At 36.6% G+C, this 26,299-nt stretch carries 20 protein-coding genes; 2 read left to right on the forward strand and 18 right to left on the reverse strand.

All coding sequences use genetic code 11. The features are described 5' to 3' along the window. Positions 1-164 precede the first annotated feature (164 nt). From tkt to KBP50_RS11330, 5 genes are all read right to left on the reverse strand, one after another. Positions 165-2,165 (reverse strand): transketolase, encoded by a 2,001-nt coding sequence (gene tkt / locus KBP50_RS11310; protein WP_050352463.1) that lies wholly within the window; start codon positions 2,163-2,165, stop codon positions 165-167. Between the two features lie 41 nt (positions 2,166-2,206). Continuing rightward, positions 2,207-3,565 carry a PTS ascorbate transporter subunit IIC gene (locus tag KBP50_RS11315; RefSeq protein ID WP_050352462.1) on the reverse strand — a complete coding sequence of 453 codons (1,359 nt, stop codon included), beginning with the start codon at positions 3,563-3,565 and terminating at the stop codon, positions 2,207-2,209. A gap of 28 nt (positions 3,566-3,593) precedes the next feature. Continuing rightward, a complete protein-coding gene (locus KBP50_RS11320) occupies positions 3,594-3,875 on the reverse strand; it encodes a PTS sugar transporter subunit IIB (protein WP_050352461.1) in 282 nt (93 codons plus the stop codon). A gap of 15 nt (positions 3,876-3,890) precedes the next feature. Further along, complete coding sequence (locus KBP50_RS11325; RefSeq protein WP_050352460.1) at positions 3,891-5,918, reverse strand: BglG family transcription antiterminator; 2,028 nt, start codon at positions 5,916-5,918, stop codon at positions 3,891-3,893. Positions 5,919-6,582: 664 nt separating this feature from the next. Then, entirely contained in the window at positions 6,583-7,131 is a 549-nt protein-coding gene (locus KBP50_RS11330; protein WP_050352459.1) for an NADPH-dependent FMN reductase, read from the reverse strand. Between the two features lie 774 nt (positions 7,132-7,905). Here KBP50_RS11330 and KBP50_RS11335 point away from each other — a divergent pair. Further along, the gene (locus KBP50_RS11335; RefSeq protein ID WP_050352458.1) at positions 7,906-8,529 is read left to right on the forward strand and encodes a helix-turn-helix transcriptional regulator; all 624 of its coding nucleotides are present in this window, start codon (positions 7,906-7,908) and stop codon (positions 8,527-8,529) included. 456 nt (positions 8,530-8,985) lie between these two features. Here KBP50_RS11335 and KBP50_RS11340 read toward each other — a convergent pair whose 3' ends face one another. The 4 genes from KBP50_RS11340 to KBP50_RS11355 form a co-directional block, all read right to left on the reverse strand. Then, positions 8,986-10,833: an LTA synthase family protein gene (locus KBP50_RS11340; RefSeq protein WP_050352457.1), complete on the reverse strand. Its 1,848-nt coding sequence runs from the start codon at positions 10,831-10,833 to the stop codon at positions 8,986-8,988. Next, a complete protein-coding gene (locus KBP50_RS11345; RefSeq protein ID WP_050352456.1) occupies positions 10,821-12,440 on the reverse strand; it encodes a GNAT family N-acetyltransferase in 1,620 nt (539 codons plus the stop codon). Before KBP50_RS11345 ends, KBP50_RS11340 begins: the two co-directional genes overlap by 13 nt. A 2-nt stretch (positions 12,441-12,442) precedes the next feature. Next, a complete protein-coding gene (locus tag KBP50_RS11350) occupies positions 12,443-13,000 on the reverse strand; it encodes a glycerol-3-phosphate acyltransferase (RefSeq protein ID WP_072742158.1) in 558 nt (185 codons plus the stop codon). A 597-nt stretch (positions 13,001-13,597) separates the two neighbouring features. After that, positions 13,598-14,065 (reverse strand): hypothetical protein, encoded by a 468-nt coding sequence (locus KBP50_RS11355; RefSeq protein WP_050352455.1) that lies wholly within the window; start codon positions 14,063-14,065, stop codon positions 13,598-13,600. 323 nt (positions 14,066-14,388) lie between these two features. Here KBP50_RS11355 and KBP50_RS11360 point away from each other — a divergent pair, with 323 nt between their 5' ends. Continuing rightward, entirely contained in the window at positions 14,389-15,231 is an 843-nt protein-coding gene (locus KBP50_RS11360) for an aldo/keto reductase (RefSeq protein WP_050352454.1), read from the forward strand. A 774-nt stretch (positions 15,232-16,005) separates the two neighbouring features. Here the strand turns inward: KBP50_RS11360 and KBP50_RS11365 are convergent. From KBP50_RS11365 to KBP50_RS11400, 9 genes are all read right to left on the reverse strand, one after another. Further along, positions 16,006-16,698, reverse strand: a complete 693-nt coding sequence (locus KBP50_RS11365; RefSeq protein ID WP_050352453.1) for an OmpA family protein — start codon at positions 16,696-16,698, stop codon at positions 16,006-16,008. Continuing rightward, positions 16,688-18,517 carry a MotA/TolQ/ExbB proton channel family protein gene (locus tag KBP50_RS11370; RefSeq protein WP_050352452.1) on the reverse strand — a complete coding sequence of 610 codons (1,830 nt, stop codon included), beginning with the start codon at positions 18,515-18,517 and terminating at the stop codon, positions 16,688-16,690. Before KBP50_RS11370 ends, KBP50_RS11365 begins: the two co-directional genes overlap by 11 nt. 101 nt (positions 18,518-18,618) lie before the next feature. Beyond that, positions 18,619-19,470 (reverse strand): YihY/virulence factor BrkB family protein, encoded by an 852-nt coding sequence (locus KBP50_RS11375; RefSeq protein ID WP_050352451.1) that lies wholly within the window; start codon positions 19,468-19,470, stop codon positions 18,619-18,621. A gap of 375 nt (positions 19,471-19,845) precedes the next feature. Next, on the reverse strand, positions 19,846-20,097 hold the full coding sequence (locus KBP50_RS11380) for a hypothetical protein (protein ID WP_128743472.1): 252 nt from the start codon (positions 20,095-20,097) through the stop codon (positions 19,846-19,848). A gap of 612 nt (positions 20,098-20,709) precedes the next feature. Further along, positions 20,710-22,428, reverse strand: coding sequence for a M56 family metallopeptidase (locus KBP50_RS11385; protein ID WP_050352449.1), 1,719 nt, complete (start codon positions 22,426-22,428; stop codon positions 20,710-20,712). Between the two features lie 18 nt (positions 22,429-22,446). Then, complete coding sequence (locus KBP50_RS11390; RefSeq protein WP_050352448.1) at positions 22,447-23,496, reverse strand: LolA family protein; 1,050 nt, start codon at positions 23,494-23,496, stop codon at positions 22,447-22,449. A 56-nt stretch (positions 23,497-23,552) separates the two neighbouring features. Further along, positions 23,553-24,746, reverse strand: a complete 1,194-nt coding sequence (locus KBP50_RS11395; protein WP_050352447.1) for a sensor histidine kinase — start codon at positions 24,744-24,746, stop codon at positions 23,553-23,555. Positions 24,747-24,760: 14 nt separating this feature from the next. Further along, positions 24,761-25,009, reverse strand: a complete 249-nt coding sequence (locus KBP50_RS22115) for a hypothetical protein (protein ID WP_244969431.1) — start codon at positions 25,007-25,009, stop codon at positions 24,761-24,763. Further along, the gene (locus tag KBP50_RS11400; protein WP_050352445.1) at positions 25,006-25,701 is read right to left on the reverse strand and encodes a response regulator transcription factor; all 696 of its coding nucleotides are present in this window, start codon (positions 25,699-25,701) and stop codon (positions 25,006-25,008) included. The genes KBP50_RS22115 and KBP50_RS11400 overlap by 4 nt, the downstream gene beginning before the upstream one ends. Positions 25,702-26,299: the final 598 nt, after the last annotated feature.

Genomic DNA, 26,299 nt, shown 5'->3' on the forward strand with positions numbered 1-26,299 from the left:
CTATCGAAAAGTCCGACACAATTACGCTTACTGTGCATCACTACTTAAGGAAACGATAACAAGCACTCTTTAACATGAAACAAGTTTTGTGAACTACCCAAGATCAAAAAAACGGGATACTTATAAAATTTGGACCATCAAAGTATCCCGTGTTTACTACCGTTCTATAAAAGACCTTTAAAGTTTTTTACTACATTTTCTACGGTAAACCCAAACTGCTCGATAACCTGTTCTCCTGGGCCAGAAACACCAAATGAATCAATACTCATTACGGCACCTTTACACCCAGTGTACTCCTTCCAGCCGACCTTAGACCCCATTTCAATCGATAGGCGAGCTTGCAAACTACTTGGTAAGACACTTTCTTTATATTCCTCTGTTTGCTTATCAAATAAATCCCAAGAAGGCATACTGACAACATTTACAAAGATACCTTCAGCAGCAAGCGCATCTTGTGCTTTTAATGCCAAATGCACCTCAGAACCGGCAGCGATTAGAATACCTTGTGGTGCTTCTTTAGCCTCTGAAATAACATAGGCTCCTTTTGCAACACCAATTTGTCCTTTTTCTTCTGTCGCCTTTAATGTTGGTACATTTTGACGACCAAGCACAAGAATAGTTGGACGATCCTTTTGCGCTACAGCAATTTTCCAAGCTTCTTTCGTTTCATTTGCATCAGCTGGTCTGACCACAGTGATATTTGGCATTGCTCGAAAAGAAGCTAAATGCTCAACAGGCTGATGTGTGGGGCCATCTTGACCGACCGCTACACTATCATGTGTAAACACATATGTCACTGGAAGCCCCATTAATGCTGATAGACGAATAGCTGGACGCAAGTAATCAGAAAAAACAAAGAATGTACTTACAAAAGGTTTGAGATAGTGACGAGCCATTCCATTGGCGATGGCTCCCATAGCGAACTCTCGAACACCGAAGGAAATGTTTCTGCCTGCATAGTCTTGTTCTGTTAAATCAGCAAATGCTTGCAGCCTTGTTTTCGTTGAAGCATTTAAATCTGCAGACCCTCCGACTAACTCTGGAAAATGATTTGCTAATGCTTGTTGCACTTCACTTGCTGAAGCTCGAGTAGCGAGTGTATTTCCTTCCTTATAAACAGGTAAATCTTCATCCCAATTTTCCGGTAACTCCCCTGCAATAACTCGCTTTAATTCTACAGCAAGTTCAGGGTGAGCTTGCTCGTACTGTCTAAACAATTCATTCCACTGTTCCTCTTTCTTACTTCCATTTTCTTGAATGCTACGAAAATCTTCATATACTCCTTCTGGTACATAGAAGTCTTCCTCATAGTTCCATTTATAAAATGCTTTTGCCCGTTTAATTTCTTCTATACCGATAGGATCGCTATGCGCATCACTTTTGCCTTCAATAGTAGGAGCACCGTAGCCGATTTTCGTTTTAATTTCTATAATGGTTGGGCGGTCTTTCTCGGCTTTTGCTTCTAGTATTGCTTGTTTAATTCCTTCTACATCATTACCGTCTTCTACATACAAGTATTGCCAATGACAAGATTCAAATCGCTGCTTGATATCTTCAGAAAACGATAGTGCCAGTTCTCCATCCAAGCTAATATCATTGGAGTCATATAGAACGATTAGGCGACCTAATTTCAAATGCCCTGCTAAAGAAGCAGCTTCATAAGAAATACCTTCCATCAAATCGCCATCACCACATATGGTATACGTGTAATGGTCAACGATTGGATAACCCTCGCGATTATAAGTCGCAGCTAAATGTCTTTCTGCTAGTGCTAAACCAACACAAGCAGGTATGCCTTGTCCAAGTGGACCTGTAGTCACTTCCACTCCAGGTGTAACTCCAAATTCTGGGTGACCCGCTGTCTTACTTCCTAATTGTCTAAAGTTTTTCAACTCCTCCAACGGTAAATCATATCCCGCTAGATGTAGTAAACAATATTGTAGCATAGAACCATGCCCTGCAGATAAGACAAATCGATCACGATTAAACCAGTCTGGATTCTTAGGGTTCATGTTCATCACATGTTTCCATAAACTATACGCCATTGGAGCTGCCCCCATCGGCATACCCGGATGCCCATGCTGGGCCCTTTCTACACTATCAATGGTCAGTGTACGTATGGTGTTAATGGATAAATTGGCTACGTTTTTCTCTGATTCCGTCATAGATGATTCCTCCAGTTAGTTTTTTTATATGATTTCTTTACTTAAGCATTTTCCGTGGACTCTTTTTTCTTGCCAAAAGGAATGAGCATAATGCCAAGAATCACGATTAAGCTAATAACAATTGCGATTGGCCCCGCGTAGTTTGCCAGTGATCCGAAGAAGATTCCTGAAACGCCAAAGTCTGCATCAGAAAAGGTTGTATTAGCAAACCCTAATTCTCCAAGAACTGGTAATAAAAATACTGGTAAAAACGAAATAATAATTCCGTTTACAAACGATCCAGCAACAGCACCTTTAATCCCACCTGTTGTATTTCCTAAAACACCTGCTGCTGCTCCAGTAAAGAAGTGAGGTACTACACCAGGGAGGATAATCGTCGTTCCAGCAACAAACATAATTGCCATACTGAATATTCCGCCAATAAAGCTACTGAAAAATCCAATTAATACTGCATTTGGTGCATACGTGTAAATAATTGGAACATCAAGCGCCGGTTTGGCATTTGGCACAATCTTTGTAGAAATCCCCTTAAACGCGGGAATAATTTCTGCTAATACGAGACGAACTCCAGATAAGATAATAAATACACCAGCAGCAAAGCTACCACCTTTCATTAAAGAAAACACAAGATAATTAGTCCCATCACTTAATTCTGTTTCGATAAATGTAGAACCAGCAAAGAATGCAACAATAACGTACATAACAATCATTGTTAATGCGATACTTACAGTACTATCACGTAAAAACCCAAGGCCTTTCGGAAAATTAATATTTTCCGTTGATTGTTCCCTACTATTTTTGAATAATTTTCCAGTTAAGCCACTAATAGCATAACCAACAGCACTAAAATGTCCTAAAGCAACATTATCATTTCCAGTTAGCTGTCTCATAAATGGTTGTAAAATAGCTGGAGATAGTGTCATAACAATTCCTAATGCAACTGCTCCTGCAACAATTAATGGTATCGTGTCAAAACCTGCTACTGCCATAATTACAGCAAACATACATGCTAGGTAAAGTGTATGATGACCTGTTAAGAAGATATACTTATACCTAGTAAACCGAGCAATTAATACGTTTACAATCATTCCAAAAAACATGATTAATGCTGTATTTGTTCCATATTCATTTAAAGCTAATGCAACGATGGCTTCATTGTTCGGTACAACCCCTGATACATGAAATGCTTCTTGGAACATCGCACCGAATGGAGAAAGACCTTGTTCTAAGATCCCAGCTCCTGAAGCGATGACAATAAAGCCAACAAATGTTTTTATAGCACCTTTCATGATCTCAGATAAATTCTTTTTCTGGGCTAATAAACCGATTAGTGCAATGGCGGCAACTAAAATAGCCGGCTGGCTTAAAATATCGACTAAAACACTTAAGAATTTATTCATGGGAGTCATCCTTTCCTTAAGTTAAGTTTTAAATTAGATTTTTTTCTTTCACTACTTTGGTGACTTTGTTCCTCAATTCATCCATATCAATAATATTGTCGAGCACTACGACTTCGCCTAGATGAGCACCTCCTTCAGCAATATCTTTGGCTAAAAAGTAGACATCTGCATCTCCAGGAGCGGCTGAGCTCAAATCAGAGTGAGACACCTCTACCCCTGTGACACCTAATTCCTGCAAAATTTGTTGAATATTCATTTCTACCATAAAGCTTGTCCCTAAACCTGACCCACAAACTGCTAAAAATTTCATTGCTTTCATCTCCTTTTATTTAATAATCTCTATAACTTCCTGAGGTGTTTGAGCAGATTTTAAAGCTTGCAGCGTTGAACTATCTGAAAGCAACTTTGTTAAATGCGACAATGCTTTTAGATGTGCCTCATTATCAATGGCTGCTAAACAAATGAAAATATCAATTTTATGCTCATCTTTGCCCAACAACTTCACTGGAGTTTTTGTTCTTAAAAACGACATCCCTAAATTTACGACACCTTCTTCAGGTCGTGCATGTGGTATGGCAATACCATTACCGATATGAATATAAGTTCCTACTTCTTCAATCTTTTTATTCATAGCTTCAATATATTCTGGTTTAATTTTATGTGCTTTTAGCAAAGGTTGGGCTGCTTTAGCCACAGCGGTCCTCCAATCTAAGGGTTCTTCTGTAAATTGGATCATATCTTGTGTTAGTAGTTCTGAGAGCATTGGTTTATAACCTCCTGTATCTGTATGACTTAGATGAATAACATCAACGAGTTCTGAAAACAGCTTTTTTTCGTCTTTGATTTCCGTATATTTGGAGATCACTTCCATAATTTGATCCATTGAAAAATCATAATTATTCAAATTCGGAAATTGTTTCATTACGGATTCGATTAAATAATTTTTTTCTATCTTTGAGAGCAACGGTTTCACAGCAAAAACTGGTTTTGGTGACTCAACCTCTACTGTTGAGAATATTAAGTCATAGCTCGATAAAGGGATCAAGCATACTTGTTCAACCGTGTGCACCCTGGAAAAATGTATACTTGGAAACATCTCTTTTAATTGTGCGCGAAGCATAATCGATGAACTAATACCATTTGAACAAACAATTAATGCATGAATTTCAGTTGTATTTTTGTGTCTATTTCTTTCAAGGTATCCCCCAAAATGAAGGGTAAAAAAACCAATTTCTTCATCACTGATTGCCTTTTTGGTCCATGTCGATAGAGGGGCTAGCGACCGCTTTACAAATTGGAATAAATCTATATACTTTTGTTTAATTTCCGATGTTAAAGGGTTCACAAGCGGGATTTCAAACATGATTCTAAAAAATGCCGGCACTAGGTGATTATATAAACTTTGTTGCAAATAGGTTTTATTCTCTATCGGAAGTAATGTGTTCTTTTCAAACGCTTCGATAATTTGCACGGTCAATTTTGCTAAATAAGGGTTTTCCTCAAGCTTTGCTTCCCGCAGTGCAATTAATAACTGGAGCGTTACATAATAGTTTTCTTCAGCTTCAGCATCTGGAAAAAGTTGTTCTGCTAGTTGTTGCGTTTGCCCAAAGATACGTTGTGAACGCAACAATTTCTTCTCACCTTCCGAAAACAAAGGTACTCGTTTTGTATTTCGAATTCGAATTAATGTGAGATGGAAGATAACTTCTGTTTTCCTGTCTTTTACGAGATGGATGTTGTGACTTTGTAAAAATTCATTTACAGTTACCTGTGTATCCACATAGTAGTTTTCCTGTTTCCATGATTTTAATACAAGTACAATCATTTCTTTACCTAGCGACTTTGCGAGCAAGTAATTCAAGCAAAAGCTTGCTAATCTTCTTTTCGCCATTTCCGCACCAGTAAGATGGTAACCATCTTTTCTTGTATATTGAAAAATGACACCTTTATCCTTACAGAGATCTTTCACTTTTTTTACATCTGTTAATGCCGTATTCTTGCTCACTTGCAACATTTGCTGATAATGGTAGTTGGAAACAGGCTCCCTACGGATAAATGTATATAAGTAAATTAAATATATCCGTTCCTCTTCGGATAAAACGATTTGTTGTATCGAAATATCCAAAGGAGCACCAGCCTGAAGCAGACTTTTTACTTTCGCATCCACAATAAAATGTTGATCGTGTAGCTCGATTGGCTGCATTTTCATACTTTTTAGTGTATCGTTCACTTTTTCCAGATCGTAGTAAAATTGTCGTTCAGATAAATCCAATTTTCGCATGACCTGAGAAACAGTAATCTGATCATGTGTCATGATTTCTTCAAATAGTTTAAAAGATCTTTGATCAAACAACTTTGCCCCTCCTTTAATAAAATTGTAATCCGCTTACAACATTGGTTCAATAGCCTTTGAGCCCAAACTATGTAAGCTGTTTCACTTGACTATTGTGCTCTTTTCGAGCAAAACTTATGAAATTCGCTTTAAATTGCTCCCTCTATCAGTGGGCTTTTTCCCCTACCGATTGCTAGCACCGCAAAGGATTTGCCTAAAAGATCTTCCATAAAATTGAAAATTCAAGTTCCGTTTTCATCCACTTATACTTTTTAGCTTTTACCTTATGCTTGAAGGGGCATTCTTACAGCACCTTACATCCGGGCTACAACGACACACTCTTTATGATAAAAGGATTCCAATAATTCTCCTAATATCAAGTGAATCAATCATTGTGAGTTTCCTCTCATCCCCCAATGGTTGTTAGTACCACAAGGATATGACCTCAAGGCCTCTGAACGAGTCGAGCATTTAGATGCTGTTATCTTCCTACTTAGTTTTGTTCCGTACACACTTTCCAACCCTTGCAGTGAGTTAGAACAAAGATATCATGCTTCAAAACAAAAAAGCATTTCCTTTTATACGTTGGTAACATATAAAATAGAAATGCTTTTAACAGAATTGATGTAGTCTGCTGTTTGAAAAATAAATGGTTTATTTTGTCAGATATATATGTAAAACCAAGCTATTTGATGTTTTTGCTTTGTTCACGCTGTTTGATTTCAATCATTTCTTTAGCTAGTTTACCTATTCTTTCTTTTACATCTTGATCAATAATTTCATTATCATCATTAAAACAGTCGTTGTTAATAAAAACACTACAAGTAGGGATAATTCCTTTTAAATAAGCAAGAATAGGCTTTAATTGATATTCCGATACGAGAAAATGTTTATTAGAGCCTGCAGTAGTAACAATTCCCGTAACTTTTGATTTAAAAGCATCTACCGGAAAATGGTCAAGCAAATTTTTTAAAGCGCCCGAAATAGATGCCTGATAAATAGGCGAGCCAAAAACAATCATATCAGCAGCTAATACGGTATTTACTACCTTCCATGTATCCTTATTATAGTAAGCTAAAGGAGCTCCTTTAACAAACTCTACATCATATTCTTTGAGGTCTATTAACTCTGTCTCGATTTGTTTATCAACCCTTCTGGCTGCAAGTAAAACGTCATATACTGCTTGCGACGTTTTTTCACCAACTAATGAACCAGCTACTCCGACAAGTTTCACAGCTGTCCCCTCCTGCGTTTTAGAAATAAGATATGTTAATAAAAGTGAATCTTCAATCAGTGGGGTGTTTTCATTCACCCCCACTGATTTTTTAGATGAACGAATCGGGAATTTAGGTGCTGTTATCTGCCTCTTAGACTTGTTGCTGTACAGATTACCAACTCCCGAAGTGGGAGTCTTACAGCACCTTATATACGACGGGATAAACGAAATAAAGTTTAATCACATGGCATTTCATAGAAATCACTATGGATGCATTGCATTTATTATACTTATTGGTATAATAAATATGCAAAAAGAATAGCTTACGTTACATATAATAGCAAATGATTTGCTTGCAAAATAATAATTGTATTCGTTCCAAAATTTGCAATAATGATCCTATTTGCAAACGATGAATTTTTTATACAATTGAATAAGTCAAACCTCTTGTTAGTAGGAGTTTTCCCTATTAATCAAAGTAAAACAAAGGTAGATTTTTGATCTGCGTGTCGTTCGTCTCATGATCAACAATAACGTTCCGAACGAATTAAGCATGTAGGTGCCGTTTTCTTCCGTTTGTACCTTTTTGTATCAACCCAGAATTGACAGAAGAGTCTTACAGAACTTACATGCAGGGTAAAGTGCATCTTCCATCAGGCGGGTATTCATTCATCACCCACTGATTGTTAGATAGGGATTTAGGTGCTGTTATCTCTCCACTTAGACTTTGTTATCCAACTCCTTAAGTGAGAAGTCTTACAAGCACCTTATATACGGGGTAAAGGTGATTCTATGAAGCGAAAAACAACGAAAGACAAAATATTATATCTGTTAAAAAAAGAAGGCAAGCTAACAGTTGGAGACTTTATACAACATCTGCAGATTACAGATATGGCTGTAAGAAAGCATTTATCTACCATGGAAAAGGAAGGGCTTATTTCCTCTGTGGAAATGAAGCAGCCAATTGGCAGACCAATCAAACAATACATTTTATCAGTAAAAGGCGAGCGGTTATTTCCGAAAAGTTATGAGACGCTTAGTATAGAATTTCTAAACGATATTCAAACGATTTACGGTGACAAGGCAATCCAACAATTATTTGAAAAGCGTAAACAGCGCTTAAGCAAAGAATATGCCGTTCACATGCAACATAAATCACCAGAAGAAAAAATGTTTGAACTTAAGAGGCTGCAAAACGAAAAGGGATATATGGCTGAATATAAACAAACTGGTACTAAAACTTACGAACTTGTTGAGCATAATTGCCCATTATTAGCGATCGCTCAATCATTTAAAATAGCTTGTCATTGTGAGACCTCTATGTTTCAAAGCGTATTACAGACCGAGCAAATTAAAAGGATCAGCTGTAAAACAGAAGGAAATGATCACTGTCGTTTTTCCATTATCTTCTCGTGATAAGTTATACCCCTCTCCTAAACCGGTTCCATTGTGGCGCTACCTAGTGCGTCATGGACACCGTTAATGATTTAGATGATATTACATTTCTTATAGCTGCAAGTGGAAAATATAGACTTTTTTACACTTATCGCTCACAACGGAAATCTTGTCGAGCTAACAATATTGGTATGATTTATCTTTTTTTATGCTATATAAAAGTACGTTTTTTCATTTAAAAGGAGGGGACTCTCCCCTCCCTACTACTATTTTTTATAAAAAAATCTTCATCCGTGGGGTTTTCATCATCCCCACCTATTATTAATACCGTAATAGTATGACCTAAAGGTCTCTTACGAAATCGAGCAGTTAGGTGCTGTTAACTCCCACTTAGACTTGGTGCATTACACAGATTATCCAACTCTTGAAGTGGGAACCTTACAGCACCTTTTAACTTTATAAGTCTCATTGTATTTCCTATTTCCCCATAAACCGAAATAAATCCCCAAGGATAATTTGATCAGAAGCATGCAACTCATTTCGTGCAGTTTCCAAATGAGTTGTACATTTGTTTGCGCTAACGGCTTTTTTCGTTTGTTTATCAAAGCAACGACCATTTAGATAAGCGTAATCCTTCGTAACGATACTTCCATCTCGAAACACGACTGGGGCTTCGTTATCTCTTGTAAATAAGTTTCGACTAAAATTCATTTGTTCACTATCTCGTATACCCATTAATTCTAAAATAGTTGCATGGATATCAATTGCCCCTCCTACAGTTTCAATCGTTTTACCTTTCTGATGTGGCACATGTATAATCACTGGAACCTTTTGTAACTCAAGATGGTTTAGTGCTGTCTCTTTCTGACCTAATAACTCATGCACACCAGCTTCGTATTTTTGAGAAATGCCATAATGATCGCCATAAATAACAAATATTGTATCTTCATACATCCCTTTTGCTTTTAGCAATTCGAAAAATCGCTGTAAAGCTTGATCTTCATAGCGGACTGTTGTGATATATCGGTTCACAACCCCTACAGAAGTATTTGCTGGGGAAATCATTTGATCCTCTTCCTCCAATAAAAATGGAAAATGGTTGGTCAATGTTAGGAAATTAGCCAAATAAGGCTCGGACAGTTCTGATAAATTATCCATCGATTGTTCAAAAAATGGAATATCTTTAATCCCGTAATTGACGGAGTTTTCTTCTGTCACGTCATAGTCTTTTTTCGAGAAAAACGTATCAAAGCCTAATGATTGATACATTTCATCTCTATTCCAAAATGAAGCGTCATTCCCGTGAAAAGCAGCAGCTGTATAACCATCATTTTCACGTAAGATATGCGGCAAAGATTGAAATTGGTTATTTGGCCTACGAACAAATACAGAGCCACTCGGGAGCGGATATAATCCGGTATTAATCATAAACTCAGCGTCTGATGTTTTTCCTTGGGCTGCTTGATCATAAATATTATTAAAATAAAAACTGTCACGAATTAACTCATTTAAAAAAGGAGTCACTTCTTCTCCATTCACTTTTAGATTGATAACGAAATTTTGTGTAGACTCAAGGCTAATGAAAACAATATTTTTTCCTTCAGCTATTCCAAATTCTGGAAAAGATTCTTCTTCTCCATTTCCTTTCATATACGATTGAACTTCTTGTACATCTGTCTCATCTGCAAAAGCTTTCGTTATCGGAGCTTTCACACCATCTGCCAGATTGATTAGTTGATAATTATATAAGCCAAGTGATTGTACGAGTTCTTCCCGATCGTATCCTGTTTGCAGCAGATGTGGATTTTGAATAAGTGCAGTCGCAAATGTCATGACAATAAACGCCAAACCAGTAAACGCATATTTTTTCTTATTTGGGACTACCGGCTGTTGCTTCTGTTTTTTCATTTTAAATACGATATAGCCAATAACTACAATATCTATAAATAACAAAATATCAAATGGTGAAAACAATTCAACTGTACTTGGACCTAATCCTCCTACATTATTTAGTTGCAGAAAAACAGATACCGTAACAAAATCAATATAAAATCGATAATAAAGTACATTTGCATACAATAAGCCCAGCATCAATACATAGATAATCAATAAAGTAACTGGAGACAGTTGCTTTCTCCAAAAGAAACTAAGACCAAACATTAGCATAATAATTCCAATTGGATTAACAAAGACGATGAAGACATCGAGCCAAGAATATAGTGGTAATTGAAAGCTAGTAAAAGAAACGATCACTGTTTTCAACCATAAAAGGATAATGAACGTAACTAGTAAATTTCTTTCTATGAACAGACTTAACTTTCGCATCGACTGAACTCCTTCGCTTTTGAAAACTGTTGATACACCTCAACAATAATCTTTATCCCCTTTAGAATATTAGACGCTTGGTGCTGACCCATAATAGCCACTTGAAACCAGTTATGATTTAGTAAATAACCACTTTCATAGCTTACATGAACGCCTTTTTGCTTTAAAGCATCACCGAATTTCCTTGAGTCGATCATCGGATTTAAACAAATCGTTACAATACCTGGTGAGTAATTTTCCCCTGTTAATACTTCCATACCTGCTTTTTGAAATTCTTGACAAATTTCCCTGAACAATTCGGTTCTTTCTGGTTGCAGCTGTTGTAATGCAGCTTGTAATGCAAACAGTCCATTGGAAGAATGCGTATATGGTATACTGCCATTTATTTGATACTTCCCAAGATCTAAATAACTAGGGATCGCCTCGTTTGGTAACAGCTTTTCCTGATGAAACACAATTGCCAATCCAGGATAAGACCCGAGACCTTTCCCGCTTACGGTACTTGCTAAATAAACGGATGCTAAATCAACTGACATCACACCAACCGTACTACATGTATCCATGCATAAACGCACGCCATACTTGTTACAAAGCTGTTTTAATTTTTCCAACGGATAAACATATCCCGTGGACGTTTCACAGTGTACCGTCCACAACCAGCCAATTTCACGGTGTTTGTCCAATGTTTGTTCGATTTCAGCTAAAGAAATCGGCTTACTCCAAGGCTTTGTAATCGTGTAGAAAGAAAGATTAAAGCGCGAAGCATGCTTGATCAAACGCTCGCCAAATTCTCCGTTTGCTAAAACTAATCCTTTACTTGAAATAGTTGTTAATTGTGCTGCAATCATATCATTAGCAAGTGTTCCTGTACCTACGGCGATCTCCACATAATTGGCTTTCGTTAACCTACATAGCTGTTGCTGTACATTTTCTATTACATCATGTACATCTTTAGCACGATGCGATACTGCTTTATCACCCCATGCTTTTTTTACCTCATTCGATACTTCAACGGGGCCTGGTAAAAAGTTATAATGATTTCGTTGTTCTTCTTTTCGAAGCATACGTTCAAATAATTTAGAAGCACGTTCAAAATTTTTCTTCGTTAAATACATCGGTTGATAAGGTGCTTCTTCTGTCCCGACGAGCGGTCCAAAAGCTTGAAATCCTAAATGTTTATATAGTTTCGTTTGCCTTAACGTGCCGGAAATAACCGCCATATTAAAGCCTTTTTCCAAACAATAATCTACTAATCTTTCACAAAGCCCATAGAAAATACGGCCACCGCGATATTGTTTTTTAATAGCCAGTAATCGTATTTCACAAGGTATAGCATGCTCTGGTAAAAAGTCATCTAAATTGTTCAGTTTTTGATCGAGCGAAAAAGGTCGCTGATCATTGACAGAAATCATTCCGATTACTTCATCGTTTCGCTTCGCAACGACATATGTGTTTTTATCGTTAAAGCGATCTACCAACCTATGTTCATGATTTGTTTCGTGTTGTGGTATTTCTTCGACAAATGTCTCATAGTTTAAACGATAGATTTGCTCCAATTCTTCTGCTAAATCTGCTATTTTATATACAACAGATAATGATTCTTTCATAATTAGTCCCCATTTCTATGCATAATTACAACAATAGACAGCATAATGAGAAACGTTGCTGTCAACTCTATACTTCTATCAAGTAATAATAAGCCTACAGGTATCGTGCAAAATCCAATCATCGCAATAAGCGTGAGATTTTTGTGGATTTGATATCCAATTAAAATTGTCACACCGCAAACAAGCAAAGGGATCGGCGCTAAGACAAGTGCAGCAGCCAAGTAGACAACCACTCCTTTCCCTCCTCGAAAGCCTAACTGAACAGGCCATAGATGTCCCAACAGGAGCGCAATTGCCATACATGCTATTAAAATGGAGTTCATTTCCAACAGCTTTGTAGCTATTATTAAGGGAATAATCACTTTTATAGCATCTATTACTACTGTAAAAATAAATGCAGAACGACTAAAGACTCTCCCCGCATTTCTAGCACCTGCATTTGTACTGCCTAATTCCCTAATATCTTGTCTATAATATAGCTTCCCTATATAGTAAGCGCCATTCAAGCACCCAAATATATACGCGATTACAATCGAAATTATTTCCTGCAGTGGTATCACCCCACATCAGCATATATAAATATACTCTTTTTATTTTAACATTATAATCCATAAAATTTTAGTTTACCAAAATTATTTTTTTATAAAGCCTAAAACATTGGTTTAGATAGGATTTACGAAGATTTGAATATTTACCACCTTTGTAAAACACTCCATCCTAAATGAAACATTTAAAGAAGAATTTTAGTTAAGCACGAACAGATTTATTCAACTTTTAAGAGATCGACCAAAGGCGCAAGCGCCCCCGTTTAGCAACGTAGCGAATGGAACGAATCAACTAAAGATAAAGGAATCATGCCACTAAAACTGGGGTATGCCGACGTCTGGGTGGCAAGCCCGTTTTAGTCGGCTTTCCTCTTAGCGACGAACCGATGAGGCCTTATCGTAGGGCGCATTTCTAAAGGCGCATCGTTGCTGGGCTCATGCGCAGGACGTGGCTATTCGGTTATTTCGTTATATCTCCAAGCACCTCATTTTATGCTTTCTTATCTTATAAAAAAGAGAAGGCATAACAACCTTCTCTTTTTTATTACTCCGCATCAACAATTATATTAGATCTTATATTGTAACTTTCAAAATTCTTGGTTTGAAAAATAATCATTTTTGATTTACTATTTTATAAATTGATTTTGCCCTTTCCATTTCTCCGATTTCTTCCATATCTTTTTTGAATTTTTTTAACATGTTTATTATTATTTCTATAGGATAATTACTTTTTTCTTTTTCTGGTACTCCTAGTTCTTCAAGCAATTTTTCATGACATTCCTGTATACTTGGTATTTTACCTGTTTTTCTATACTCTACTTCCATTTTCATAGGTAAACATTTAACTTCAATATATTGTAGAGGTTCCAAATCTAGTTTTAAACAAACATACTCTATGTCTGTATTAAATTTACTAGAAAACGAACTTTCCACCATTTCTTCTACAACATAATTAAGTCTTTTTACCTTTTCACTAACCTTATGGCATTCAGTATCAATAAGATCCATAGTATATTTTAATTTTTGGTTTTCTGTTTCTAATAGTTTAATTCGCTCTTCAAGTTTCTGTATATCACTCACTTTAATGCTTCACTCCACATCTTTTCTTTATTATAGATATCACTTACAATATAACCACCCAAAAAAAACCATATTTGTTATATATTATAGATTACTAGTTTGTACTAGGCAATTTTAAGAAGACGGTTGGTAGGTTTGATTTCTTTCAACAGTTACGTGAGATGGATAAAAATAATTAAGTAAAGTTGATGTCATACAAATTTATATTGAAACGTCATAAATCTCTAAACCATGCAAATGTTCCTATTTCCTAATATATTTTAGTTGGATTTTTTTCTGTTTTTATGTACTCTTAAATTAGAATTAAAAAGGAGGCATTTCCAATGAGTCAGTCTATCCCACAAATCACGCTTTATGATGGAATCAAGTTGCCGGCAATTGGTTTTGGTACGTATAAATTAAACGGGAGTGATGGTGTAAATGCGATAACAAGCGCTATTAGTCTCGGATACAGGCTAATTGATACAGCTTACAACTATGAGAATGAAGGCACCGTTGGCGAAGCTATTCGTCGCAGCTCCACTCCTAGAGATAATCTCCTTATTACCTCTAAGTTACCAGGGCGTTACCAAGAATATCAAAAAGCGCTAACAGCTATTCAAGAATCCTTATATCGTGCAAGCCTTGACTATTTCGATCTTTATCTGATTCATTGGCCAAACCCTAAACAGGATATATATGTAGAAGCTTGGCAAGCATTAATAGATGCAAAAAAATGGGGGCTTATTCGTTCGATTGGTGTATGTAATTTCTTACCAGAACACATGCATCGATTAGAAGAAGAAACGGGCGTTAAACCAAGTATCAATCAAATCGAATTACATCCATTTTTCAATCAGGAAAAACAACGCAAATGGCACGAGGAAAACAATGTACAAACGCAATCTTGGAGCCCATTAGGACGCGCGAGCAGCGTACTGGAACAAGAAACGATTAAACAGATTGCTGCTAAGCATCAGAAGACGGTTTCCCAAATCATTTTACGTTGGCATTTTCAGCTAGGCTCGATAGCCATTCCAAAGTCATCATCCTATCAACGTCAACTGGAAAATATTTCAATTTTTGATTTTTCATTAACTGATGAGGAAATGCAAGCGATTGGAGCATTGTCACATGCTGCAGGCAGATTAAAAGATCAAGACCCTGCAGTTTATGAAGAATTTTGATGAAGATAAAAACACAAATACCGATAGTGTTAAACGTTCATACTGTATGGAATAAATTGAATTTTCCATCAGTAAGGGTTTTTCATTCATCCCCGCTGATTTAGTAGCCCAACATTATGATTTAATGGCATCTTACGAAAGACGGCGCTTAGGTGCTGTTATCTCCCACTTAGGCTGTTGCACAGTACAGATTTTCCAACTACTAAGTGGGAGTTTTACAGCACCTTATATGCGGGATAATTTAAATCAATTAATCGATTTGTGACTATAAGCTAGATAGCTAATTCGTGATGAATTCATGAGCCACAATAATACAACAACTTTTCTTAATTTTTCTGTTCGCTCCCCCTGCTACAATCGTCATCATGACAAATCAAACTGAATCGGGATGAAGGTGTCTGGAGAACTTGCACCACTTACAATAATAAGTGCGGTACGGCATCTTGCATTCGAGAAAAGTCTAGGTGCCGGGTCAAAAGAATTTTCACCAAATTAAAATCCGCTCATTAGAAGCGAGGGGGATGCAAATAACCCGCTTCGGGAACTTGTTTCACCTCCCGTGGTTGGTTTGGGCTGAGCCCCATCGTGCTAGCACTCTGAGGTCTCACCGTCCCCTTTCTCTTGCCTTCCGTATATTTTTTGAAAACTATATGAATGTGTGCATTTTAGCCTAAAGTGCTAATCGTTTTGCTAAGTACTAGCCTAAGGTTTTATTAAATAAAATATGGTTGCTGCTTTGAAATTTTAAAAGGAGACATCGTTTATGAAATGAAACTATCTTCCTAGGATTTCCCTCGTCTTATCCAGTATTTCTTCATCCTTCAAGCGAAATTTGAATTCCACCCGACGAGAATCTTTCGCACTATAATTTCCGTTTTCGTCTGTTCTTACATCAGAAAAGGATTTACTATTAACAGTTAGCTTATCCGCTAAATGCTGCTGAATGTTTTTATACGGAAAATCGTCACTTAAGATATATGAAGCAACACTATAAGCCCTATTTTGAGCTAGCTGTAAATTATACAAATACGAGCCATCACGGTCCGTATGCCCTTCAATAATGATTTCAGCAATATATTTTTCGTATCCATCTCGTAGTAAAATATCCAAATATTTGGGTACGAATTCATCTAAAAAGGTATAAGAGTCAGACTTTAACTCATGATTATCATAGGCAAACAAAATTTCAGTACTAAAAATGATCGCACCTGTTTTTTCGTCCACTTCAACTCCTAAATTAGAACCGCTAAATTCTTCTTTTAAATCTTGAACTAACTTGGCTCGAACCCCCATAATTTGATCTAGTGTTTTTTTCATTTCCTCTATTTGTAATGACTTGATAATCATCATAGCCACGAAAATTAAAATAAAACAAAGTAAAATCGTTGTGAGCAAATCCGTAAACGATGGCCAAAAATGTCCTTCATCCTGGTTCTGCCTGAATAATCGTTGATACTTAGTATTCATTTTGATTCAACCTTATCGCATTGTTTTGGGCATAGTTACGTTGAGTAAATGCCGCTAATCGCTGATTCAGCATCTGAATTTCCCTCTGTAAATCTTGAAAGCTTTGTTGCATAACCCTTGCTTGATTTTGTTGTGCTGAATCCGCCATTCTGCGCAATTCATTCCATTCATTCCGCGTTTGCTCATTTGTTTCGCGCATGGAAGCTTGTAATGCCTGCCCAATCTGCTCCAGACGTTTTCCTAAAGAATCTTCTAAGTTATGTATATAATTTGCTAACGTATCCTTTAATATATGCACACTGTTATCCCACTGGTTCTCTCGTTGCTGCAAGGATTGTGTTATTTGGGAGATAGTACGATTAATCTCTTGCAACAATTGACCATTTTTCATAGCGATCTGATCAAAAGAACTCGCCGCTTCCTGCATATGCTTTTCAAATGTCATCGTATTCGTAGCATGCGATTTAATGTGATTGCTAAATGTACGATTAAATTCTTTTAATTCTTGAAAGCGGTCAGACAGTAAATGTTTATACTCCGCTTGTGTTTGATGAATAACTTCAAGAGCGCTCGGCAGCTGTGTTAAAGAATCTCCCATTTTATCAAATTCTCGGGATAACTCATTTAGTTGCTGGATAATACCTGTTAACTTCGTTGACAGATCCGCCCCAAAAATCGATTTGAATTCTTTATTCTGCAAATCCATCTGTGTAACGAGCTGCTTCGTTTTTTCATTTACAGTTGAAAATGCATGTTGCATCGATGCTTGCTCGTCCAGTAGAGAAGAAGTAAACTTTTTCATATCTTCCACAGATGCCTCAAAACTTTGGAAGCCATCGATTTGCAAAGCAGTTGTTGCTTTTATCTTCTCATACGTCTGTTCAAATGCTTTCATCTGCCGTTCATTATGGCTGTCCATTCGTTTAAAATACGTAAATAATGTAGCGAAATTTTCATTCAGACTTCTCGTACCAGTAGCAAAACCATCTGTTACCTCTTGCATATCGGTAAACAATTGCTCAAATGACTGCAGATTGTCCGAAAGCCCGTCATTAAAAACAGCTAAATTTTCAGCTGACCGCTCCAGGCTTGATGTATAATTTTGAAAACCTGCAAAAGCAACTTCTATCGTTTCGAAGGATTGTTTATTTGTCTGTTGCAAATGCTGAATGGACTCATTTATCATTTTGGAAATTGCAATTAATCGCTGCATGCCATTTTCCTCTGCTCCTTCTAATCGTGTCTCTGTCATTAGCATAATATCTGTGAGCATAAATTCGGTATTAAGCACTTTAAGCAAAATCGTCATTACTAAAGAAAACCCCATTCCGACGATACTCGTATAAAACGCGACATCAATCCCCGCTAATACACTTGCTACCCCTGAAACAATATCATTTCCTTCTAAATTAATACTGCTTAAAGAAGTAGTTAAGCCGATAAATGTCCCGAGCACGCCAATTAAGATGAATACAGACACCGTCATTTGCACCATTTTAATTAGACTGACAACAGGGATATGAAACATACGCCAATTGGAAAACTGTTCTTGTACGAACGTCTCAACCTTGACCATTTCGTGTTGTTGCTTTGTTGCGTATTGTTCTTTTAATCCTGTTAATGGATCGATATCCATACGACCAGTCGATTTAAGATAGTTACGAACTCTTTTCAATTTATTGTAAATAACAAAATGAATCATTACAGCAAATGCAAACATTGCAAACAATATTACAAAAATAAATTCAATCACGGGATGACTTAAGATCGCCTCTACCCTTTGTTCTGTTGTAAATAATTCCAGAATAAATTCAACCATGGATCCTCCTCCTACTGCTGGCACATTCTAACCTTTATACTTTATAGATATTCAGAGCAAGTACTATTCATGAATGTGGAGGAAAAAGAATCAATGTTTAATTATTTTTTATGCCACACAGAACTAGCCTCATGAGCTACTGGTTCATTATGATAGATGGGAAAAATAATCGTGTTGACTAACCCACCGATAATAGTAACCATTGCTGACATGTAGAACCAGATCATTAATACAACAATGCCTCCTAACTGACCATAAAAAACAGAATAATCGTTTTTACTGACAAATGAAGCAAATTGTATCGAAATGATTTGCCATCCGATCGTAGCCACCAATGCCCCTGGGAGAACGTGTTTCACCTTGACATGTTTATTCGGCGTAAAATAATACAGGATAATGAAAAAAGTGACAATTAAAAAGCTTCCTACTCCCCATTGCATAAAATCCCATAGACGATGAAAACTTTCGTTGGAAAAAATATCCGCTATATAATCTCGTAGCATTCTTTCCAAAACAGGAATAACCACAGAAAATAAAAAAATAACCATAAAGCCAATGGTGAGCAATAGCCCTTGTATGACTTGCTTCACCAAACTTTCCTTTGCAGGTACGTTATATGCGATATTAAGAATTCGTTTCATCGATTGAAACCCCATAGAAGCGAGCCATACGGAAATAAGCAGACTTAAGGAGAGAAACTGTTGACCTTGATTTGTAAGCAAATGATTCAACGTATTTCTAATTAGCAGATATGAAGCATCTGGTGCGTATGGTTCAATTAATGTTAAAATATAATCTTCACTTAATGGCAAAAACGGTAGTAGCGAGTAGATAACAAAGAGGAATGGAAAAACAGATAGTAAGAAATAATACGCCATTTGAGCTGAAAGATCGTACACTTTATACTTCAAAAAGCGATGTCCAAGTTCGCTAAGGAAAGTAAAGATAGACATAATACAACTCCTTCCGTTGTCGTCTATCTTATTTCTGTCCGTTTGCTATTTTTTTATCCGAAATGTGGCTTCAATAAGGACCTAATTTCATCCACGAGGTAAAAACAGAAAATGCAGCAATGTATTAAATTTCCTGTAACTACCCGATTTGTTTAGAAGCCTGTAGGTATACTCTTGCATTAACAACCATTCCGTGATTGTAATTGCTACTGAAGCCACATTATTAAAATTGTTTCATATAAAGATGTCTCCTTAATCAGAGAAATTAGAGATGAGATACGCAACCCTTAGAAAACTACTTAAACAACAAAATCGATATGCTTTTGGAAATTGGCTAGGCAAAAGCTTTTTATGTTCAATACTAAACAAACTCGTTTAGAAGTTTGCACATGCACAGAAACGCTTCGTACCTTCAACATTCATTTTTTTCTCTTTTTTTAAACATCCTAAAGATGCAATGAATGAAAATCCAAGTAATAAATAAACCACTGCCAGAGATTGTTTAAATACAAACCAATCTTTAATTTCATTAATTAGAAAATAACTTCCTAAGCTTAGGAATACAGCACCAAAAACCAAATGAAGTTTCCCTAATTGTGTCAGTTTGGACAACATGATCTCTCTCATATACTTCTTTACTAAAACGACTTTTATTGTATCTCTTGTAAACTGTAATTAGCTTAGTGACCTTAAATATGCTCTAGACTGGAGAAACAAAGCTCTTAAAAAGTCTCTTCGCTCTTACATTCTCAAATAGAATAATATAAAAAATTTGCAGTTACAAGCAGAAGCATAGAACAGACATATACCATCCAAATATCCTGTTTTGGTCTATGAGTTGAGTCCGTAATTCTCAACTCCATACATAAATGATACGTTGAAAACAAAAAAATGATTACTGATATAACACTCATCTCATTCATATAAACCACTCATTTTCAAGAATTAATTTAATACAACGAATTTTCAATCAGCAGGATTTCCTTTCATTCCCCACTGATTGTTAATACCATAATGGTATGGTCTAAAGGCCTCTAAACGAATCGGGCATTTAGGTGCTGTTACACTTAGACTTATTCGGTATAGATTATCCAATTCCTGAAGCGGGAGTCTTCTAGCACCTTATATACGGGATAAAGCTTTATTTATAAAAGTTTTAGGAATGTTTAGCAAGATGGAAATGGATACTGTTAGCTCCTACTATATACATCACTTGATATAGGAGCCTTACAGTACCTCTCAAAGCCCATTTGATTTGTAGCGCAAGAAATCCCGTAGCGATTCTTTAAAACGTGCAGCTAACCATGATTTCTTTGTTCTACTCCAATCTTGTTCTTTACGTAGCTGTTGTATTCGCCAATATAATGGCGGGTGTGGAAAGAATTGAAACTCCAAAAATCGAACAAACCAGTTTCCTCTTTCAACCGTTGATCTGTGAAGTGATTTCTCATCAAGAGTGCTATATTTTAACCCCTGCTCAGTTGCTTTATCTTGAGCAAGTGCTAGCTCTTTTAATCCATCTGCCATTTGCATACTTCCCTCTCCCAGTAGTTTTGCCCCTAAATAATCAGCTCTTATTTCAGTCCATTGGGCAATGACAGATAAACTGATTGGGAAAGATAGCATAATGATATAAATGATTACGATAAACAAGATTAGATGATCCGTTAAGAACTTGAGCTCATCAAAAAACAAATAAATACCAAGCCCAAGAACAGCCATCATAGCCATACGTCCAATTTGATTTATCATAACATCACGTTTTTTAATATGTATCGCTTCATGTGCTAAAATAGCCTCCACTGTACGCTTAGATAATTTCGTTGTAGCAGTCGTCAGCATGATTGTTCCTTTTCCAATATGCATCCCTGTTGCCAAGCCGTTGTATACTGAGGAATCAATGACATACAATCTAGTACCTATTATTCCAGCTTTCAAAAAAATTTCCTGGGCAATATCATAGATCTCTCCTGCCGTTACTTTTTTCGCGTCGGAGGCGTTAATTAGCATTCGGTCCGCAATATACATATTAAACAGCCACCACAAAAAAACAACTATGATGATGGCATACCAAGGTGCATGAAGCCAAGTCAAAATAATTAACAACCCAGTATATGCGGCAATTCCTTTTACCGCTATTGCAAAATAACCTTTCCATAACAGTCGTTTTATATTGCTTATATGCCAGATTGGGAGGATTGGCTTTTCTATTTTTGCTTGATCCCGTTTCATAAAATTTTGCCAGTGCTCAAACCATCGTTCTGAGTCTGTAGGGGTAAGACAAATAGTTTCACCAGGAAAAGACAAACGCAATACAGTCGAAAACGCAAACGTATAATCTTTCTGCTCAGCCAAAAAAGTAAATCCTGGATGGAGCCTTAACACATCTGGTTCAGATTCTTTACGAATACTAGATAATTCATCCATTGGTAATTCTCTTGCTTCAAATAAAGAGATAATGAAAATCACCTGTTGCTCCGGCAACATATACACCGTTGTAAAAAAATAATCGGCTAAACGATTTAAAAATTGCGGCATCATCATTAATAGATATAAAACAAGCAAGTATTTAATCGTGAGGTATGAATCTGGAACAAATAGAAGGCATAGCAGCGAAATTCCTCCTATTACCCCTGTTAAGATAATATCCATTATAATCCGCTTCGATTCTCTATTCAGCTCGACTATCTCATAGTTTACGGCAGCGATTTTCTGTTTTAATTGCTGCCTTTTCGAGCGCTTGTCTCGGTCAAAAACAGAGCTGAAGCTAAAAAAAGTGACTAACATCATACTAATTGGTGTCCATGCATCGATAAAATCATGACTCATTAACAGATACACGATCAGACTACTACCTGTAATAAGAAGTAATCCCGCACTTAATTTCTTCGGAAGTAAATAAGCGATGAATGTTACAATGAGCGTAATGATACTGACAATTACAATAGTTATCTGCATAATTATACACACTCTATTCTATGGAAGATATTCCATTTTTTCCGCTAATTGCGTTGCTTGTTCTAAATCAAAAGTTACATCCATCATTAATAATGAATAGCGAAATCCCTTTTCATCCCATAGTAACTCTCGATACGTGTCATCATTTGTATACGTTCCTTTCATACCTCGAATCGTTATTGCCTTTTCATTCGATGTTAAAAATTGATCGATCTCTTCGTCATCATCTGGGGTTGGAAACACAGACAGGTTGAAGATTGGCACATCATTCTTCGTATAATCCATACTTACTTCTGTACGTGCTAGTTCGCCAGTCATTTCTATAAGCTCGACATTGCTTCGTTTCCACTCGTCGTCTTCTGGTACATACAAGAATGAATCTCCCATTTGTTCACGTGCTTCTGCTAAGGAAACTTCGCGATTTGAAGCAAGTTCATCCATATTTTTGATTTCCACATCTTCTGGTAATTTTAGCGAAAACTTATTATCAGAAATATCGGCATCAAAATCAATTTGGTCATATTCTGCTTCTACCGTTTGACTTCCTAAAATGGATTTCATTTTTAAAACAATCCAATTCTCTTTATCAATCCACAATTCTTGCCTTCCTAACAGTTGATTGTTTTTTTGCGGCTCCGCTATGATATGCTGTGTTTTTCGACCAGCTATCTTCTCTTCTTTTCCGTTTGTTAGATCATGTGTTTCAGATATTTGTTCTAAAATAACGCTCACTTGATCCATAGGTGAAAATTGATTTAGTGCAAGCATTTCTGGGTCATCCATTACGACCGCCTGATTTTGCTTAGGTTGATAACTGATTAGAGATTTACCATCATTCACAGTTATAGATGTTTGTTCTCCATTGGCATCTTGCATTTCCGCACGAATTTTGCCCGTCTTACTTCGCCATTCTTTTATTACATATCGTTCAACTTCTGTGTCATTTTCCTTTGTAACTGTTGTGGACTCTCCGTAAAATGATAAATTACCTTCTTCTGCCGCTAATGCTTGACTAACGATGTCCCTTGATGAATAGTTCGTTGATTCGGGTGTACAGCCAAAACTCATCCCAATTCCTCCTATTATGCAGATAAGAACGCTGATCTTTGCTTTTTTCATACTTTTCACCTTTCTTTGGTTTTTGGTAACATACAAACAACGCAAGTACCCACATTTTCTTGAGAGAAGATGGTTATCCATCCTCCATGCTTTTCTATAATTTGCTTAGCGATGCTTAATCCTAATCCCGTTTTTTGCAACTCACTTTTATTGCGAGCCTCATTTTTTTGATAAAATGGTTCAAATACATGCGGCAATAGCTCTGCATCTATTCCCTTTCCTTCATTTTGTACGATTAATAAAGCACCTTGCTCCTTTTTCCGGCAGTCCAGACTTTCTTGAACAAATGAATATGTCCAATCTGGTAAATCATCTGACATGGCTCCCAGCCAAATTCGCCCATTTGGAGCAGTGTGAGAAATTGCATTGCTTACTAAATTATCCATGACACGGATCATTTGATTTGGATCTACTTTGTACTCTCCTGTTATTTGCAAATCGACGTGCAAAACAACCCCTTTTTGTTTGCAAAGTGCTTCATAGTCTGAGATCAACATGTCAAAAAACTCTTCACCTTCTACCGAAACAAAATCCATGCTATGCTCCGCAGAATGTAACATCGTATATGTTAGCAAATCGTCTAGCATCGCTTTTAGAAAATCTGTTTTTTCCATAATGATATGTAAATACTCTTGTTGTTCATTGGCTTCAATATTCTTTTCGTACACTAATGACTCAGCATATGCCTTAATCGACGTCAATGGTGTTTTCAAATCATGAGATACACTTGCAACTATAAATTCTTTCGCTTGTTGTTCCTGTTTTGCCGTATCCCGAGCCATATTTATCTGTCTTCTCATTGCATAGAACTGCTTTGTTAATATCCCCATTTCATCTGGTTTCGTCGACCTCTCCTCTACAGTTTCCTCAGCTGCAAATTTATTCATATCATGCATAAGCATATGTAGGGGTCGAAGCAATTTTTTATTTAGTAGGATAATAACCATAGCATAAACGAGTACAAACATAATAATTAATCCGCCACCAATTAAAATAGCGCGATTAGCTACACCTTTCACCCATTGTTCTCTTGGAATTTGTATATCAAAAAAACCAACGATCTCATCTTGGATAAAGACAGGCTGGCGGTACGTATAAGATCGATAACCTTGTTGTAGTTCATACAGTCCGTCATATAGCTGTTCTTTCCCATAATTCATAAATGTTGAGGCAACAGATGAATGAGAAGCAAAGATCACAATTCCATCTTTATTCAGTAAAACGCATTCGAGTCCACTGCTTGCTGAATCTTATTCCAATTGCTATTCGGCTTATATAATGCTGGATCAGCAAGCAGCTTTTTTAATGAGGCAATTTCCGCCACCGTTTCAACATGTTCTTTTACTTTAAGCTCATCATTATAGCCTTGGATAAACAAGAATAAAACATAGGTTGCAATAACTGGAAGAATCATTACTAAAAAATAAGATAACAGTAGCCATGTTTTTATTTTCATATTCATTCACCAATAAATCGATACCCTTTACCCCAAACTGTTTGAATATATCTAGGAGTCTTTACAGAGTCATGAAGTTTCTTTCTTAATGATTTGATATGTACCGTAACCGTATGTACTTCATCTGTTTCCACCTGCTTCCAAACATGTTCATATAGCTCATGCTTGGAAAAAGTTCGTTCTGGGTGTTGTGCTAAAATAGCAAGCAAGTCAAATTCTTTCCCTGTTAAAGTTACTCTCCTACTATGCAGAAAAATTTGCTGCTCATCCCAATCCACCATGAGCCCATGTCGATATGCTGTTTGATTTGCTTTTTCTGGAATGCCTTGATATCTTCGCCAGCGTCGTAAATGGGATTCAACCCTAGCTTTTAATTCCAGCATACTAAATGGTTTTGCTATATAATCATCTGCACCCAAACCTAAGCCTTTTACTTTATCTTCATCCGCTTTTCTCGCACTAATGATAATCATCGGAATATCACTTTTCAACCGAATATTTTTACATAGCGAAAGCCCATCCATTTCCGGAAGCATGACATCTACGAGAACCAGATCATAGGTCGCAGATTGAAAATCTTCCCATCCTTCTAGCCCCGTAGTAGCCCAGGTTACCTTGTAATCATTACGGATAAGCATATCTCTAATGATCCGCGCAATTTCCAAATCATCTTCAACAAGTAAAATGTTTCCTTGCATCCATATTTCCTCCTGTATAGATAATGTATCATAACAAAAATAAAAGCACCGAAACTTTATAATTCGTTTATTTTTATCCTGTATATAGGGTGCTGGAAGACTCCCACTTCAGGAGTTGGATAATCGGTACTGCAACAGTCTAAGTGGGAGATAACAGCACCTATAAATGTCCTATTTCGTAAGAGACCCTTAGGTCATACCATTACGCCACTAACAATCAGTGGAGGGTGAATGAGAACCCCCCACTGATGGGAGATACACTTTATTAAGCATACCGCTTTTATTGTTCGGATAAAAGTGAATATCACCGTACGTCACCACCATGCAAAAATGTAAGCTTCTATTGATAAGCAATTAAAAATTAAGCCCAGCGCGCAAGGTATAAATAAACTTTATCATTTTGCGGACAACAAAAAACTGCAGTACACGGGAATACTGCAGTTCACACAACAATAGTATCATTACTTCTTTATGGCAAGTAAAGTTTGCTTAAATTATCATGCAACTCTATATTTTACGTTAAATTAATAGGAAGTTGGGAAAAAATTTGATTAGGGTGGCTTCACTATTTGTGAAGTATTATACATTTTGTTATAAA

It is taken from the genome of Virgibacillus pantothenticus (assembly GCF_018075365.1).
GTDB lineage: Bacteria > Bacillota > Bacilli > Bacillales > Amphibacillaceae > Virgibacillus > Virgibacillus pantothenticus.

Excerpts from the sequence above, each read along its gene's own strand:
- tkt (WP_050352463.1), bottom strand. The coding sequence starts at position 2,165 with ATGACGGAATCAGAGAAAAACGTAGCCAATTTATCCATTAACACCATA.
- KBP50_RS11315 (WP_050352462.1), bottom strand. The coding sequence starts at position 3,565 with ATGAATAAATTCTTAAGTGTTTTAGTCGATATTTTAAGCCAGCCGGCT.
- KBP50_RS11320 (WP_050352461.1), bottom strand. The coding sequence starts at position 3,875 with ATGAAATTTTTAGCAGTTTGTGGGTCAGGTTTAGGGACAAGCTTTATG.
- KBP50_RS11335 (WP_050352458.1), top strand. The coding sequence starts at position 7,906 with ATGAAGCGAAAAACAACGAAAGACAAAATATTATATCTGTTAAAAAAA.
- KBP50_RS11340 (WP_050352457.1), bottom strand. The coding sequence starts at position 10,833 with ATGCGAAAGTTAAGTCTGTTCATAGAAAGAAATTTACTAGTTACGTTC.
- KBP50_RS11345 (WP_050352456.1), bottom strand. The coding sequence starts at position 12,440 with ATGAAAGAATCATTATCTGTTGTATATAAAATAGCAGATTTAGCAGAA.
- KBP50_RS11360 (WP_050352454.1), top strand. The coding sequence starts at position 14,389 with ATGAGTCAGTCTATCCCACAAATCACGCTTTATGATGGAATCAAGTTG.
- KBP50_RS11365 (WP_050352453.1), bottom strand. The coding sequence starts at position 16,698 with ATGAATACTAAGTATCAACGATTATTCAGGCAGAACCAGGATGAAGGA.
- KBP50_RS11370 (WP_050352452.1), bottom strand. The coding sequence starts at position 18,517 with ATGGTTGAATTTATTCTGGAATTATTTACAACAGAACAAAGGGTAGAG.
- KBP50_RS11375 (WP_050352451.1), bottom strand. The coding sequence starts at position 19,470 with ATGTCTATCTTTACTTTCCTTAGCGAACTTGGACATCGCTTTTTGAAG.
- KBP50_RS11380 (WP_128743472.1), bottom strand. The coding sequence starts at position 20,097 with ATGAGAGAGATCATGTTGTCCAAACTGACACAATTAGGGAAACTTCAT.
- KBP50_RS11385 (WP_050352449.1), bottom strand. The coding sequence starts at position 22,428 with ATGCAGATAACTATTGTAATTGTCAGTATCATTACGCTCATTGTAACA.
- KBP50_RS11390 (WP_050352448.1), bottom strand. The coding sequence starts at position 23,496 with ATGAGTTTTGGCTGTACACCCGAATCAACGAACTATTCATCAAGGGAC.
- KBP50_RS22115 (WP_244969431.1), bottom strand. The coding sequence starts at position 25,009 with ATGAATATGAAAATAAAAACATGGCTACTGTTATCTTATTTTTTAGTA.
- KBP50_RS11400 (WP_050352445.1), bottom strand. The coding sequence starts at position 25,701 with ATGCAAGGAAACATTTTACTTGTTGAAGATGATTTGGAAATTGCGCGG.